This window comes from Pseudomonas sp. TE21394, assembly GCF_054057835.1.
In genome coordinates this window covers 2,646,637-2,660,390 of the sequence record NZ_JBSRZR010000001.1, presented here as the reverse complement: position 1 = coordinate 2,660,390, position 13,754 = coordinate 2,646,637, and the positions used below count along the sequence as shown (strand labels likewise).

The following is a 13,754-nucleotide window of genomic DNA, read 5'->3' as shown; positions in this document are numbered from 1 at the left end:
CACAAAGGCGACCCGAAGGTCGCCTTTGCCATTCATAACGATAGAAAATCGTTACTTCTTCTTACGCACGTACAGAACCAGATTGTGGTCCACCAGCTCATAGCCATGCTCGGCCACGATTTCGCGCTGACGCTTCTCGATCTCGGCATCCATGAACTCGATGACCTCACTGGTATCCACGTTGACCATATGATCGTGGTGGCCACCGTCAGCCAGTTCAAATACTGCGTGACCGCCGTCGAAGTTGTGGCGAACCACCAGACCCGCCGCTTCGAACTGGGTCAGTACGCGATAGACGGTGGCCAGGCCCACGTCTTCGCCAGCCTCCATCAGCGCCTTGTAGACATCCTCGGCGCTCATGTGACGCTGCTCGGTCGAGTCGAGCATCTGAAGGATCTTGACTCGAGGCAGGGTCACCTTGAGACCGGCTTTGCGCAATTCGCTATTTTCAACCATGGTCAGCTTTCTCGCCGATGCTGCTTCGCAGCTTCTCTTAATACGGGTATGATCGGGGTTTACGTTGTCCAGCCAAGATAGTGGAAGTCGCCCACCGATGCAAAACACCAAGCTCTTGCTAACCAGCCTCACCCTAGTGGGACTGCTCGCACTCGCCGGTTGCTCGTTTCCCGGGGTTTACAAAATCGACATCCAGCAGGGCAATGTCGTTACGCAAGACATGATAGACCAATTGCGCCCCGGAATGACCCGTCGGCAAGTAAGGTTTATCATGGGTAACCCGCTGATCCAGGATACCTTCAACACCAATCGCTGGGATTACCTGTACAGCATTCAACCAGGTGGCGGTAAACGTCAGCAGGAACGCATGAGTGTGTTCTTCAATGACAGCGACCAACTGGTCAGCCTGTCCGGTGACTTCATGCCAGGCGTCAGCCGTGACCAGGAAATCCTTGGTGGCAGCGGCGACACCACCGTCAGCCCGGCCAACCAGCCAGCGCAACCAGCCGGGCAGCCTGAAGAAAAACCGGCCAAGCCGGGTTCGGTGGAAGAATCCATCCAGCGCGAGATCGACACCATCGAGACCACCCCGGTGCCAACCCCCGCGCCGCTGGAAACCTCGCCCCAGTAAGCGGCGAGCAGGTACAAAAAAGCCCGGACCAGATCCGGGCTTTTTATTGCCGTTGTTTCAATCAGCTATTCAGCTGCTTGGCACGCTGGCAGAACGCATCGACCAAGGTGTTGGCCGCCTGGTTGAACAGCGGGCCCAGCGTGGCGCGCACGATCGGCCCGGCGTAATCAAAGGACAGGTCCAGGCTGATCTTGCAGGCCTTTTCACCCAACGGCTTGAATACCCATAGGCCATGCAACTGGGTGAATGGCCCTTCTTCAAGGTTCATCTCGATGGACTGCCCCGGCACCAGTACATTACGCGTGACGAACTGCTGGCTCATGCCGCCCTTGGCCACTTCCAGCTTGGCGCGCATCTGCGTGTCGCTGGCTTCAAGTACCGTGGAGTCAGAGCACCAGGGCAGGAAATCCGGGTAGCTGGCGACATCGTTGACCAAGTCGTACAGCGCCTTGGCGGGGTATGGCAGCAGGGCGGAGCGTTGAATATGGGTAGTCATCCAGGCGTCACTTCCAAGGCTGGGTGGCGGTGCTTCGCAGCGTGCCGAAAACAGTTTGTGTAGCTATGACAGCGTTCGTATTGTCCGGTATTCATTCCGGTGGCTCAAGCACACCGAAATCCCATAGCGGACGACGCGTCGACTTGCCTATAATGCCGCCCCTATGGCTAAGCAAAAAAAACATCCGACCGGGACCATCGCGCAAAACAAGAAGGCGCGACACGATTACTTCATCGAACACAAGTTCGAGGCCGGGCTGGTCCTGTCCGGCTGGGAAGTAAAAAGCCTGCGAGCCGGCAAGGCGCACCTGACTGACAGCTACGTGCTGCTGAAGGACGGTGAAGCCTGGCTGTTCGGCAGCCACATCACCCCGCTGACCACGGCCAGCACCCACGTCATCGCCGACCCTATCCGCACGCGCAAGCTGCTGCTGAACAAGCGCGAGCTCGAGCGACTGGAAGCGGCCGTGGCGCAAAAAGGCTACACCTGTGTGGCCCTGGCGCTGTACTGGAGCAAGCACCTGATCAAGTGTGAAATCGCACTGGGCAAGGGCAAGAAGGAATTCGACAAGCGCGACACCATGCGCGAACGCGATTCCAACCGCGAGCTGCAGCGGGCCGTGCGCAACAAGGGCAAGGTAGACTAAGTCTTAGGTTGCTCATGCGGGCCTCTTTGCAGGGCAAGCCCGCTCCCACAATGACAGCGTCGAGCTCGAAAATTGTGGGAGCGGGCTTGCCCCGCGAAGAGGCCCGCAGTGCCACAGCCAATCTCAGCGCCCGCTACGCCGCTCCGCACGCGCCACCCGTTGCGCTTCCTCCTGCGCCTCTTCCAGCACCTCCTGCACATACAGAATGTGCCGGCTGGACACCTCTCGCGCGTCGTCCGCCCTGCCCTCGACAATCGCCAGGTACAGCTCCCGGTGCTGGCTGATCAGCATGTCACGGGTCTCGGCCCGTTGCTGGTACATGCCGCCGATGTTGGTCACCACGTTGCGCTTGAGCAGGTCGAACAAACCACGAATGGTGTGCAGCAGCACGGCGTTATGGCTGGCCTCGGCAATCGCCAGGTGGAAGCGCGCATCGGCTGCGCCTTCTTCTGCCCGGGTCACTTCATCGACCCGGGCATAACAGTCCTGCAACGCATCGAAGGCCGCCTTCAGCCGCGCCCGGTCCGGCTCCGTGGCGCGCTGGGCGGCGTAATAGGCGCAGGACGCCTCCAGGGTATGGCGAAACTCGAGCAGGTCGCGCTGCGCCTCGGCACTGTGCTCGAGCAATTGCAGCAACGGATCGCTGAAGGTCGACCCCAGCGACTCGGCAACATAATTGCCCCCGCCCTGGCGACTGACCAGCAGCCCCTTGGCCACCAGCTTCTGGATCGCCTCACGCAGTGACGGGCGGGACACACCGAACTGTTCGGCAAGGACGCGCTCGGCCGGCAGCCGCTGCCCGGAGGTCAGCGTGCCTTCCAGAATCATCCCCTCCAACCGATCGACGATGTCGTCGGACAGGCGCCGCTGGCGGACCTGATCAAAAACCATCACATGCTCTCCACAAACCCCCGGCAGATTTCCGGGGCCTCTATTCTCGCCGATCCAGGGCTGCGCAAACACCATCGGCTAGCGATTTTCCCGGCTCATCAGATGCCCGCTCATCGGCACTCGACCAAAGTTTTGCACAGGACAAATTGACACACCCCCGACAGCGCTTTTAACCTAGCGACCAGTCATTGTAAATTGGTCTTACCAATTATCCAATGCCAGTGCCTGACCAACAACAATTAGGGGCCACCCCATATGCAAACCTGGCAACAATTCTATAGCCCGCTTGGTAGTCTCGGCCTGTCCGCGCTGGCGGCGGTCATTCCCATCGTCTTCTTCTTCCTTGCCCTGGCCGTGTTCCGCCTCAAAGGCCACGTGGCAGGCAGCATCACCCTCGCATTGTCGATCCTGGTGGCAATCTTCGCCTTCCAGATGCCTGTCGACATGGCATTCGCCGCCGCGGGGTATGGCTTCCTCTATGGCCTCTGGCCAATCGCCTGGATCATCGTTGCCGCGGTGTTCCTGTACAAACTCACGGTCAAGAGCGGCCAGTTCGAAGTGATCCGCAGCTCGGTGCTGTCGATTACCGACGACCAGCGTCTGCAAGTGCTGCTGATCGGTTTCTGCTTCGGCGCCTTCCTGGAAGGCGCAGCGGGCTTTGGCGCACCGGTGGCAATCACTGCCGCGCTGCTGGTAGGCCTGGGCTTCAACCCGCTGTACGCCGCCGGCCTGTGCCTGATCGCCAACACCGCGCCAGTGGCCTTCGGCGCCCTGGGCATCCCGATCATCGTGGCCGGCCAGGTCACCGGCATCGACGCTTTCCACATCGGCGCCATGACCGGTCGCCAGCTGCCCCTGCTGTCGCTGTTCGTACCGTTCTGGCTGGTGTTCATGATGGATGGCGTGCGTGGCGTCAAGGAAACCTGGCCTGCCGCCCTGGTTGCCGGCCTGAGCTTCGCCGTCACCCAGTACTTCACCTCGAACTTCATTGGCCCGGAGCTGCCGGACATCACCTCGGCCCTGGCCAGCCTGGTCGCCCTGACCCTGTTCCTGAAAGTCTGGCAGCCCAAGCGCGCGTTCGCCGAAGCCAAAGGCAGCGTGGGCGCCGCCGTGGTACAGCCAAGTGGCGGCCAGCCAAGCCCCTACAGCCTTGGCGAAATCTTCAAGGCCTGGTCGCCGTTCCTGATCCTCACCGTACTGGTCACCATCTGGACCCTGAAACCGTTCAAGGCGGCCTTCGCGGCGGGCGGCTCGATGTACGACTTCGTGTTCAACTTCGCCATCCCGCACCTCGACAAGCTGGTGGTCAAGGCTGCGCCGATCGTGGCTGCGCCAACCGCCATGCCTGCGGTGTTCAAGCTTGACCCGATCTCCGCCACCGGCACCGCGATCTTCCTCTCGGCGCTGATTTCCATGGCGGTGCTGAAGATCAACTTCAAAACTGGTCTGACCACTTTCAAGGAAACCTTCTGGGAACTGCGCTGGCCGATCCTGTCGATCGGCATGGTGCTGGCCTTCGCCTTTGTCACCAACTACTCGGGCATGTCTTCGACCATGGCCCTGGTGCTGGCCGGTACCGGCGCGGCGTTCCCGTTCTTCTCGCCGTTCCTCGGCTGGCTGGGCGTGTTCCTGACCGGCTCGGACACGTCGTCCAACGCCCTGTTCGGCTCGCTGCAAGCCACCACCGCGCACCAGATCGGGGTCAACGACACCTTGCTGGTTGCTGCCAACACCAGCGGCGGGGTAACCGGCAAAATGATTTCGCCGCAATCGATCGCCGTGGCTTGTGCCGCCACCGGCCTGGTCGGCAAGGAATCCGACCTGTTCCGCTTCACCGTCAAGCACAGCCTGTTCTTCGCTACCATCGTCGGCCTGATCACCCTGATCCAGGCCTACTGGCTGACCGGCATGCTGGTCCATCACTAAAGTGAAAGGGGCCGGGCGCCCTGGCGCGCCCGGCAATCCCCACAAGCAACGCTGCGAGAATCCATGATCATTTCCGCCTCTACCGACTATCGCGCCGCGGCCCAACGCAAGCTGCCTCCTTTCCTGTTCCACTATGCCGACGGCGGCGCCTACGCCGAGCATACCCTGCGCCACAACGTCTCCGACCTGGCCGGCATCGCCCTGCGCCAGCGCGTGCTGAAGAACATGTCAGAACTCAGCCTCGAGACCCGCCTGTTCGACGAAACCCTGAGCATGCCGGTGGTCCTGGCCCCGGTCGGCCTCACCGGCATGTACGCCCGCCGTGGTGAAGTGCAGGCGGCACGCGCGGCGGCGGCGCATGGCATTCCGTTCACCATGTCCACCGTGTCGGTGTGCCCGATCGAGGAAGTGGCGCCAGCCATCGACCGGCCGATGTGGTTCCAGCTGTACGTGCTCAAAGACCGCGGTTTCATGCGCAATGCCCTGGAGCGGGCCAAGGCCGCCGGGGTCAAGACCCTGGTGTTCACCGTCGACATGCCCACCCCCGGCGCCCGCTACCGCGACGCCCACTCCGGCATGAGCGGCAAGCACGGCCCGCTGCGCCGCGTGCTGCAGGCCATGACCCACCCCGAGTGGGCGTGGGATGTCGGCGTGATGGGCCGCCCACACGACCTGGGCAATATTTCCGCCTACCGTGGCAACCCTACCGGCCTGGCCGATTACATCGGCTGGCTGGCCAACAACTTCGATCCGTCGATTTCGTGGAAAGACCTGGAGTGGATCCGCGACTTCTGGGACGGCCCGATGATCATCAAAGGCATCCTCGATGCCGATGATGCCCGCGATGCGGTCAGGTTCGGTGCCGACGGCATTGTCGTGTCCAACCACGGCGGCCGTCAGCTCGACGGCGTGCTGTCCAGCGCCCGCGCCCTGCCGGCGATCGCCGACGCGGTCAAAGGTGAGCTGAAGATCCTGGCTGACTCGGGCATCCGCAGCGGCCTCGACGTGGTGCGCATGATCGCCCTGGGTGCCGACACCGTGCTGATCGGCCGTGCCTTCCTCTACGCCTTGGCCGTACACGGCCAGGCCGGGGTGAAGAACCTGCTGGAGCTGTTCGAGAAGGAAATGCGCGTGGCCATGGTACTGACCGGTGCCAAGTCGATCAGCGAAATCACTCGCGACTCGCTGGTACGCGAACTGGGCGCCTGACGCCTGCAAGAACGACCGCCTGATTGACCCGGGGTATGTGGTGCACAGACGCCACAGCCCCGCGAGGAGACTGCATGAGCCTGCCTGCCGCGTTCCTGCGTGATGCCGAGCGCCTGATCCCCGCCGAACGCCGCTTCGACGACCCTACCGCCACCCTGGCCTTCGGCACCGACGCCAGCTTCTACCGCTTGATCCCCAAGCTGGTGGTACGCGTCGAGACCGAGGACGAGGTGGTCGGCCTGATCAAACTGGCCCAGCGCGAGCGGGTGCCGGTCACCTTCCGCGCCGCCGGCACCAGCCTGTCCGGCCAGGCCATCAGCGACTCGGTGCTGATCGTGCTCGGTGACAACTGGAACGGCCGTGAAATCCGCGGCCAGGGTGAGCAGATCCGCCTGCAGCCCGGGGTCATCGGCGCCCAGGCCAACGCCTGGCTGGCCCCGTTCGGGCGCAAGATCGGCCCCGACCCCGCCTCGATCAACGCCTGCAAGATCGGCGGCATCGTCGCCAACAATGCCAGCGGCATGTGCTGTGGCACCGCGCAGAACACCTACCACACCCTGGCCGGCCTGCGCCTGGTGCTGGCCGACGGTACGCGCCTGGACAGCGAAGACCCGGCCAGTGTCGCCGCCTTCGAAGCCAGCCACGCCGAGCTGCTGGCAGCGTTGGCCCAGTTGGGCCGCGAGACCCGGGCCAATACCGCACTGGCCGAGCGCATCCGGCACAAGTACCGGCTGAAAAACACCACCGGCCTGTCGCTGAATGCACTGGTCGACTACGACCAACCGCTGGACATCCTGCAGCACCTGCTGGTCGGCTCCGAAGGCACCCTCGGTTTCATCAGCGCCGTCACCTACAACACCGTGCCCGACCACCCGCACAAGGCCAGCGCCTTGCTGGTATTCCCCAGCGTCGAAAGCTGCTGTCGCGCGGTGACCGTGCTCAAGCAGCAACCGGTTTCGGCGGTAGAGTTGCTCGACCGCCGCAGCCTGCGTTCGGTGCAGAACATGCCCGGCATGCCGCTGTGGGTAAAAGGCCTGTCGGACAACGCCTGCGCCCTGCTGATCGAGTCCCGCGCCGCCAGCCAGAGCCTGCTGCACGAACAGCTGCAACAGGTAATGGCCTCGATCGCCGACTTCCCGCTGGAACAGCAGGTCGACTTCAGTACAGACCCGGCCGTGTACAACCAGTTGTGGAAAATCCGCAAGGACACCTTCCCCGCCGTCGGCGCCGTGCGCCAGACCGGCACCACGGTAATCATCGAAGACGTCACCTTCCCGGTCGAGCAGTTGGCCGAAGGCGTCAACCGCCTGATCCAGCTGTTCGACAAGCACCGCTATGATGAAGCGATCATTTTCGGCCATGCGCTGGAAGGCAACCTGCACTTCGTCTTCACCCAAGGCTTCAACAGCGCTGCGGAAGTCGCCCGTTACCAGGCGTTCATGGACGACGTGGCACAGCTGGTGGCGGTGGAGTTCGGCGGCTCGCTCAAGGCCGAGCACGGCACCGGGCGCAACATGGCGCCGTTCGTCGAGCTGGAATGGGGCAGTGACGCCTACCAGCTGATGTGGAAACTCAAGCGCCTGCTCGACCCCAACGGCATCCTCAACCCCGACGTGGTGCTGAGCGAAGACCCGGACATCCACCTGAAAAACCTCAAGCCGCTGCCCGCCGCCGACGAAATCGTCGACAAGTGCATCGAGTGCGGTTTCTGCGAACCGGTGTGCCCGTCCAAGGGCCTGACCCTCAGCCCGCGCCAGCGCATCGTCATGTGGCGTGACATCCAGGCCAAGCAACGCGCCGGCATCGACACCCGGGAACTGCGCCGGGCCTACCAATACCAAGGCATCGACACCTGCGCCGCCACCGGCCTGTGCGCCCAGCGCTGCCCGGTCGGTATCAACACCGGCGACCTGGTGAAGAAGCTGCGCAGCCAGGCCGCTGACCACGCCAAGACCGCCGACTGGCTGGCCGACAACTTCCACACCGCCCTTGGCGGCGCGCGCCTGACCCTGACCGCCGCCAACACCGCGCGCAAGCTGCTTGGCGCCCCGCGCCTGGGCCGCCTGAGCGCCACCTTGAGCAAGGCCAGCAACGGCCGCTTGCCGCAGTGGACCCCGGCCATGCCGCAACCCCTGCGCCCGCTGCCCGTCGGCGCGGCCAGCCACGACGCGCGCTCGCGCGTGGTGTACCTGGCGGCGTGCGTTTCACGGGTGATGGGCCCGGCCTATGCCGACCGCGAGCAAAGTTCGCTGCTCGACAAGACCCGCGCCCTGCTGGAAAAGGCCGGCTACCAGGTGGTGTTTCCCGACAATGCCGACAGCCTGTGCTGCGGCCAGCCGTTCGCCTCCAAGGGCTACCCCGAGCAGGCCGAACACAAGCGCCAAGAGCTGATCAATGCCCTGCTGCATGCCAGCCGCGGTGGCCTCGACCCGATCTACTGCGACACCAGCCCATGCACCCTGCGCCTGGTTCAGGACGTGGGCGAAAGCCGGCTGGACCTGTACGACCCGGTGCGCTTCATCCGCACCCATCTGCTCGACCGCCTGGAGTTCACCCCTCAGGACGAGCCCGTGGCCGTGCACGTGACCTGCAGCACCCAGCACCTGGGTGAAAGCCAGGCGCTGATCGATCTGGCACGGCGTTGCAGCAAGCAGGTGGTGATCCCGGAAGGCATTCATTGCTGCGGCTTTGCCGGTGACAAAGGCTTCACCACCCCCGAGCTCAACGCCCACTCGCTGCGCAGCCTCAAGGACTCGGTGCAGTATTGCAACGAAGGCATCTCCACCAGCCGTACCTGCGAGATCGGGCTGTCCAGCCACAGCGGCATCGACTACCACGGCCTGGTCTACCTGGTAGACCGCGTCACCCGCCCACGCGCCACCTGAGGTCAACACAGTCCCTTGTGGGAGCGGCCTTGCGCCGCGAAGGGGCCGCAAAGCGGCCCCGTGATTTCAGCTCCACCGCATGAACCTGGGGCCGCTGTGCGGCCCTTTCGCGGCGCAAGGCCGCTCCCACAAGACCCGCGCCTGGCGCCAGAGCCCCACCGTCATTTCACCCAGCCATCATCCGATTGAACCCCCGCCATTCCCCCGCAGTCCACCTTACAGGCCCACCTTCCAGAGGCCCCAGAGGAGACTCCCATGAAAGGTACCGCGCTTTCGGCCCTGTTCGCGGCCGCCACCCTGCTGGCTTCACCGGTGTTTGCCGCCGAAGACCTCTGCGCCACCAACCTGCAGAAGATCGACGACAGCATGGCCACCGCCGGCGCTACTTCCGAGGGCCTGGACAAGGCCATCACCGAGCAGGTCGACAAGGCCAAGGCGGCCCAGGCCTCAGGTGACACCAAGGAATGCATCGCCATCACCAGCAAGGTGCTGGAGCGCCTGGAAAAAACCGAGAAAGGCAGCGGCAGCAGCAGCGGCAGCGGCTCGTGACGCCGAGCGCGGGCGACGGGCCCTACTGTCGACGTCGCCCGCGCAATGGCGTATACTCCACCTCACGTGCCGTAAGGTGCGTTAGCTTAGAGCTAGTGTGGGGCCGATTAGGATTCGACGCCGGTAGCGAAACTCTAGGTGCATGCCGAGTTGGTAACAGAACTCGTAAATCCACTGTTGCAACTTTCTATAGTTGCCAATGACGAAAACTACGAGGGCTACGCTCTCGCTGCGTAAGCAGCTGAGCCCGCTCTCCTGGTAGCTTCGGCTCCAGCAATCATCAGGGGATGCCTGTAAACCCGAAATGATTGTCATACAGAACAGGATCGTCGTGTAGCACGTTGGGGGCAAAGCGACTAAAACTTACCCAACTCGTCCAAAGCACCCTGCCCGTCGGGCGGCTGCGGATTAACTCAGTAGACACGGCTAAGCATGTAGTACCGACAGCGGAGTACTGGCGGACGGGGGTTCAAATCCCCCCGGCTCCACCAAATTGCAAAGAAAAAGACGCCCCAGGGCGTCTTTTTTTTGTGTCTGGATTTTGTGGGCGAGCCCCACAAAAATCAGATTTATCCCCTTCCTTGTAGGCCGTTTCCCAAAGATACTTCCGGCGCCTGTTTTCCATTGCACGTGCTACATGCGGGCTCTAGTCTCGGCGTGTCGTTGTCCCTTAACGACCGGGTTTAGCCGCCCGACATCGTCAGACACCACAGCCGTGCAATCCCGAGCAATCGGTATTGGCGCCTTATGGCGGCTGTGCGTGGGGCACCTTCGGGTGCGCCGGGTGCCTGACGTCCCGGTCGGCTAACCCGCGTACAGCTGCCACCCTACTGTTTAGCCGCGGTGGGTGGCTGCTTCACTACGACAGGAGCCACACCATGCTGAAGATAGTCCCCGACCCACCCCATCACCTCCACTCCCTGGAAGACACCCTCATGCTGGCCTCGGACTACGCGCTCTGTGCAGAAGCGGTAGCCCAGCAGGCAGTTCTGATGCAGCCGCGATCACCCGTATCGCTATTGATCATGGCATCGATGCACGAACTTGAAGCCCTGCGCAAATTGCTTGAATCAGCACTGGCACAAATACAAAAACCAGCGGATTCGCAAGCAGTGCACTGACGCAAACCAGGGAGATTGATCAATGGCTACCGAAGACAACAATTGCACCGTCGGTAAAACCATCTTCTACCAAGGTGAAAACCAGACTCACCCACTGTTCCGCATCGAACCCGACATCCCCTGCCAGAACGCCCGCGAGCAAGCCTCGGAACTGATGGGCTATGCGCGTGACCTGACCATCGACGGCCTGATGGAAGACAAACCGAAACTGATCTGGGCTGCGCATTACCTGTGTGCCTTGGGCAAGGCGCTGCTGGATGATGCCGAATTGGGCATGATGCGCTGAACATGTCACGGCCCTGCTTCGTGCAGGACCATTGGCAAAGTCACATCCAGAATTTCACTTGCACACGCCCGGCAATTCGGTGCCGGGCCAGCATGCGGCGCCCTCAGCCTTACCAGCTATAACTCAGCTTGGCCGTCACCTCCCGCCCCGGGTTGTAGTAGTTCGCTGTCCCTGAGCCCACCACATGCTGCTCGTCAAACAGGTTGCTGACGTTCAGCGCCAGGTCGGTACCCTTGGCGATCTGGTAATTGAGCGCAGCGTCGAACAACGTAGTGCCATCGCTCTTCTTGGTGTTGGCCGCATCCATGTAGTAGGCCCCCACATAGCGCGCCCCGAGGCCAACGCTCACGTCGGTGCCTGGAATGCTGTAGTAGCCCCACAAGGAACCCGAGTGCTTCGGCGCCGTGGCGAATTCGTTGCCCTTGAGAGACGAGCCGTCATACAACGCCCCGCGCAGCACCTCGGACTGCATGTACGAGTAGGCGCCAATCACGCTGAAGTCCTGGGTGACCTGTGCCTTGGCTTCCAGGTCCAGGCCGCGCACGCGTGATTCGCCCACCGTTTGTTGCTCGATGATGCCGCTGGGCAGCACCACGGCGATGGTGACGTTCTCCTGGGTCAGGTCATACACCGCAGCCGAGAACAACGCGTCCATGCCCATCGGCGAATACTTCACGCCCACTTCGTACTGCTTACCCGTTTGCGGTGTGACGCCAACCTGTGGCGGCGATACGGATTCCACCATGCTCACATAGGTGGAAACCTCGTCGTTGACGATATAGGTCAGCGCAGCGCGGTAGGAGGTTTCCGAGAAGTTGTCCTTCTCTTCCTGGACACCGCCGACGTATTCCTTGCTCGACAGGTCCATCGAGTCATTGCGCACGCCGGCAGTGGCGATCACACGGTCGTAGAACGACAGGTTCTGCTGGAGGAAAACCGCCTTGGTAGTGGCATCGTTCTTCTGCCGGGTATAAGGCGTAAGGCCGCCCGGTACGCCGGTGAATACCGGGTTGGCAATGTCGATGGAGGGCGCCAGGCCATAGATCGAGCTTTGTTTGGTAGTCGAATCGAGATACTCGACACCGACCAACGTGCTGCTGTCGACATGCTCGAACTGCGCATCGTATTGCAGCATCAGGTTGCCGTTGAGCTGGTCGGCATCGCTGTCGGTGCCGAACACGTAGCGCGGGATGACGGTGCCGACCCGCGAAGGGCTGTCGCTCAGGTAGGCGTAGCCGAAGTCATCGGTCAACTCGCTGTAACGCAGGTTGCTGCGCAGCACAAAGCCATTGTCGAAGTCGTGGGTAATGTTGCCGCTGAGGCTGGTGCGCTCCACGTCATGGAAGTTGTAGCCTGGCTCACCATAGAAATCGCTGCGGTCGTATTCCTTGTCCAGCGGATAGCCACCGCTGTTCGGCGAACTGTTGGTTTTCAGGTAGTCCACGATCATCGTGGCCGACGTATAGTCCGTGGGCGCCCAGGTCAGCCCGCCCATCACGAAGCGGTTGTCATCCTGGGAGTGGTCATACTCACGGTCGCTGTTCTGCATCTTGGCGGTGAAGCGGCCGGCCAAGGTCTTTTCCTCGTTCAGCGCATCGCCGACATCGATGCCGGTTTCGGCATGGTCGAAAGAGCCGTACGTCACGTAGCCTTGGCCAAACTGCTCGAAACGCGGCTGCTTGCTCACGAAGTTGACCGAGCCTCCCGGATCTGCCGGGCCAAACAGCGTTGAGTTGGCGCCGCGCAATACCTCGATGCGCTCGTAAGCGTAAGGGTCTTCACGCACACCCCGCATCGAGCTCAGGGTCAGGCCGTCACGGTAGGTAGTGGCCTGGAAGCCACGGATCAGAAAGTAGTCGTTGCGGTCGTCCGAACCGTAGTAATCGCTGACGACCCCCGGCGTATATTGCAGCGCTTCTTCCGTGGTGCTGACACTGCGTTGCTGCATTTCCTTGCTGGTGACCACAGACACGGAAGCCGGCGTATTGAGAATGCTGGTGGCCACCTTGCCGCCCACCCACAGCTCCTTGGCGACCACCGAGTTGCTGTCATCGTCGGCGCTGGCCTTTACCTTGGCGTTGATGATGACCGGTGCCAGGCGGTAGTCCTCGCTGGCGCCAAGTTCCAGCGGGCCGGCAGGCGCGGGTTGTGGCGCCACGAAGTAGGAGCCCGGCCCTTGTTGCACCGCCTGAAGCTGGGTGCCCTGCAGCAATGACGAAAGTGCAGCCGAGGTGCCCAGCGTTCCCTGCACCCCGGCAGTGCTGCGGTTGGCCACGGTCTGTGCATCGAAGGACAGGCTGACACCTGCCTGGCGGGCAAAGCGGTCAAGCGCTGGTGCCAGCGGGCCAGCAGGAATACTCCACTGCTGTAGCTGGCTGTCGGGCTCAGAGGTTGCAGGTTGCGCTAGCGCAGGTAGCGCACAACTGCTGACAACCAGGCCCAGGAAAACACCGTGCAAAGCACGGCTCAAGGGATGGCGCTGTGGAACCGGGGTCGAACTCATTTTCTCGCTCCGTAGAGGGATCGGCAGACTGGCCTGTATTCCGGCCTTCACTACCTGCCGAACGAGAATGAGAAATCACCTCATTTATTTTCAAGATTGTCTCGCTCGCGGTGAGACTTTTTGATTGCGGTAACCTGAAAAAACAAAGGGCACCC

At 62.2% G+C, this 13,754-nt stretch carries 12 protein-coding genes and 1 other RNA gene; 9 read left to right on the top strand and 4 right to left on the bottom strand.

Annotated features, from left to right (window positions below):
• Positions 1-51 precede the first annotated feature (51 nt).
• Positions 52-456 (bottom strand): ferric iron uptake transcriptional regulator, encoded by a 405-nt coding sequence (gene fur, locus ACVWZT_RS12270; protein ID WP_012274258.1) that lies wholly within the window; start codon positions 454-456, stop codon positions 52-54.
• 97 nt (positions 457-553) lie between these two features.
• Between fur and ACVWZT_RS12265 the strand changes: the two genes are divergently transcribed.
• Positions 554-1,087, top strand: coding sequence for an outer membrane protein assembly factor BamE (locus ACVWZT_RS12265; protein ID WP_457469527.1), 534 nt, complete (start codon positions 554-556; stop codon positions 1,085-1,087).
• Positions 1,088-1,148: 61 nt separating this feature from the next.
• Here the strand turns inward: ACVWZT_RS12265 and ACVWZT_RS12260 are convergent, their stop codons facing one another.
• Positions 1,149-1,583 carry a type II toxin-antitoxin system RatA family toxin gene (locus ACVWZT_RS12260; RefSeq protein ID WP_186672852.1) on the bottom strand — a complete coding sequence of 145 codons (435 nt, stop codon included), beginning with the start codon at positions 1,581-1,583 and terminating at the stop codon, positions 1,149-1,151.
• A gap of 163 nt (positions 1,584-1,746) precedes the next feature.
• Between ACVWZT_RS12260 and smpB the strand changes: the two genes are divergently transcribed.
• Positions 1,747-2,229, top strand: coding sequence for an SsrA-binding protein SmpB (gene smpB, locus ACVWZT_RS12255; protein WP_289131206.1), 483 nt, complete (start codon positions 1,747-1,749; stop codon positions 2,227-2,229).
• A 123-nt stretch (positions 2,230-2,352) separates the two neighbouring features.
• Here the strand turns inward: smpB and ACVWZT_RS12250 are convergent, their stop codons facing one another.
• Positions 2,353-3,120: an FCD domain-containing protein gene (locus ACVWZT_RS12250; protein WP_296231340.1), complete on the bottom strand. Its 768-nt coding sequence runs from the start codon at positions 3,118-3,120 to the stop codon at positions 2,353-2,355.
• A gap of 255 nt (positions 3,121-3,375) precedes the next feature.
• On the opposite strand from ACVWZT_RS12250, the gene ACVWZT_RS12245 reads away from it, so the two are divergent.
• The 7 genes from ACVWZT_RS12245 (at position 3,376) to ACVWZT_RS12215 (ending at position 11,096) form a co-directional block, all read left to right on the top strand.
• Complete coding sequence (locus ACVWZT_RS12245) at positions 3,376-5,046, top strand: lactate permease LctP family transporter (RefSeq protein WP_457469525.1); 1,671 nt, start codon at positions 3,376-3,378, stop codon at positions 5,044-5,046.
• A 63-nt stretch (positions 5,047-5,109) separates the two neighbouring features.
• Positions 5,110-6,255 carry an FMN-dependent L-lactate dehydrogenase LldD gene (gene lldD, locus ACVWZT_RS12240; protein WP_296231335.1) on the top strand — a complete coding sequence of 382 codons (1,146 nt, stop codon included), beginning with the start codon at positions 5,110-5,112 and terminating at the stop codon, positions 6,253-6,255.
• A gap of 74 nt (positions 6,256-6,329) precedes the next feature.
• The gene (locus ACVWZT_RS12235; protein WP_457469523.1) at positions 6,330-9,140 is read left to right on the top strand and encodes an FAD-binding and (Fe-S)-binding domain-containing protein; all 2,811 of its coding nucleotides are present in this window, start codon (positions 6,330-6,332) and stop codon (positions 9,138-9,140) included.
• A gap of 255 nt (positions 9,141-9,395) precedes the next feature.
• The gene (locus ACVWZT_RS12230) at positions 9,396-9,689 is read left to right on the top strand and encodes a hypothetical protein (protein WP_457469521.1); all 294 of its coding nucleotides are present in this window, start codon (positions 9,396-9,398) and stop codon (positions 9,687-9,689) included.
• Positions 9,690-9,788: 99 nt separating this feature from the next.
• Positions 9,789-10,180: a transfer-messenger RNA gene (ssrA, locus tag ACVWZT_RS12225) on the top strand.
• Positions 10,181-10,567: 387 nt separating this feature from the next.
• Positions 10,568-10,810, top strand: coding sequence for a hypothetical protein (locus ACVWZT_RS12220; RefSeq protein ID WP_457469520.1), 243 nt, complete (start codon positions 10,568-10,570; stop codon positions 10,808-10,810).
• A 22-nt stretch (positions 10,811-10,832) separates the two neighbouring features.
• Entirely contained in the window at positions 10,833-11,096 is a 264-nt protein-coding gene (locus tag ACVWZT_RS12215; protein ID WP_457469518.1) for a DUF3077 domain-containing protein, read from the top strand.
• A gap of 109 nt (positions 11,097-11,205) precedes the next feature.
• On the opposite strand, the gene ACVWZT_RS12210 is transcribed toward ACVWZT_RS12215, so the two are convergent.
• On the bottom strand, positions 11,206-13,599 hold the full coding sequence (locus ACVWZT_RS12210) for a TonB-dependent siderophore receptor (protein WP_457469516.1): 2,394 nt from the start codon (positions 13,597-13,599) through the stop codon (positions 11,206-11,208).
• Positions 13,600-13,754: the final 155 nt, after the last annotated feature.

Coding starts and splice junctions, on each gene's coding strand:
- ACVWZT_RS12250 (WP_296231340.1), bottom strand. CDS start 3,120: ATGGTTTTTGATCAGGTCCGCCAGCGGCGCCTGTCCGACGACATCGTC.
- ACVWZT_RS12235 (WP_457469523.1), top strand. CDS start 6,330: ATGAGCCTGCCTGCCGCGTTCCTGCGTGATGCCGAGCGCCTGATCCCC.
- ACVWZT_RS12220 (WP_457469520.1), top strand. CDS start 10,568: ATGCTGAAGATAGTCCCCGACCCACCCCATCACCTCCACTCCCTGGAA.
- lldD (WP_296231335.1), top strand. CDS start 5,110: ATGATCATTTCCGCCTCTACCGACTATCGCGCCGCGGCCCAACGCAAG.
- ACVWZT_RS12265 (WP_457469527.1), top strand. CDS start 554: ATGCAAAACACCAAGCTCTTGCTAACCAGCCTCACCCTAGTGGGACTG.
- smpB (WP_289131206.1), top strand. CDS start 1,747: ATGGCTAAGCAAAAAAAACATCCGACCGGGACCATCGCGCAAAACAAG.
- ACVWZT_RS12230 (WP_457469521.1), top strand. CDS start 9,396: ATGAAAGGTACCGCGCTTTCGGCCCTGTTCGCGGCCGCCACCCTGCTG.
- ACVWZT_RS12215 (WP_457469518.1), top strand. CDS start 10,833: ATGGCTACCGAAGACAACAATTGCACCGTCGGTAAAACCATCTTCTAC.
- ACVWZT_RS12260 (WP_186672852.1), bottom strand. CDS start 1,583: ATGACTACCCATATTCAACGCTCCGCCCTGCTGCCATACCCCGCCAAG.
- ACVWZT_RS12210 (WP_457469516.1), bottom strand. CDS start 13,599: ATGAGTTCGACCCCGGTTCCACAGCGCCATCCCTTGAGCCGTGCTTTG.
- ACVWZT_RS12245 (WP_457469525.1), top strand. CDS start 3,376: ATGCAAACCTGGCAACAATTCTATAGCCCGCTTGGTAGTCTCGGCCTG.
- fur (WP_012274258.1), bottom strand. CDS start 456: ATGGTTGAAAATAGCGAATTGCGCAAAGCCGGTCTCAAGGTGACCCTG.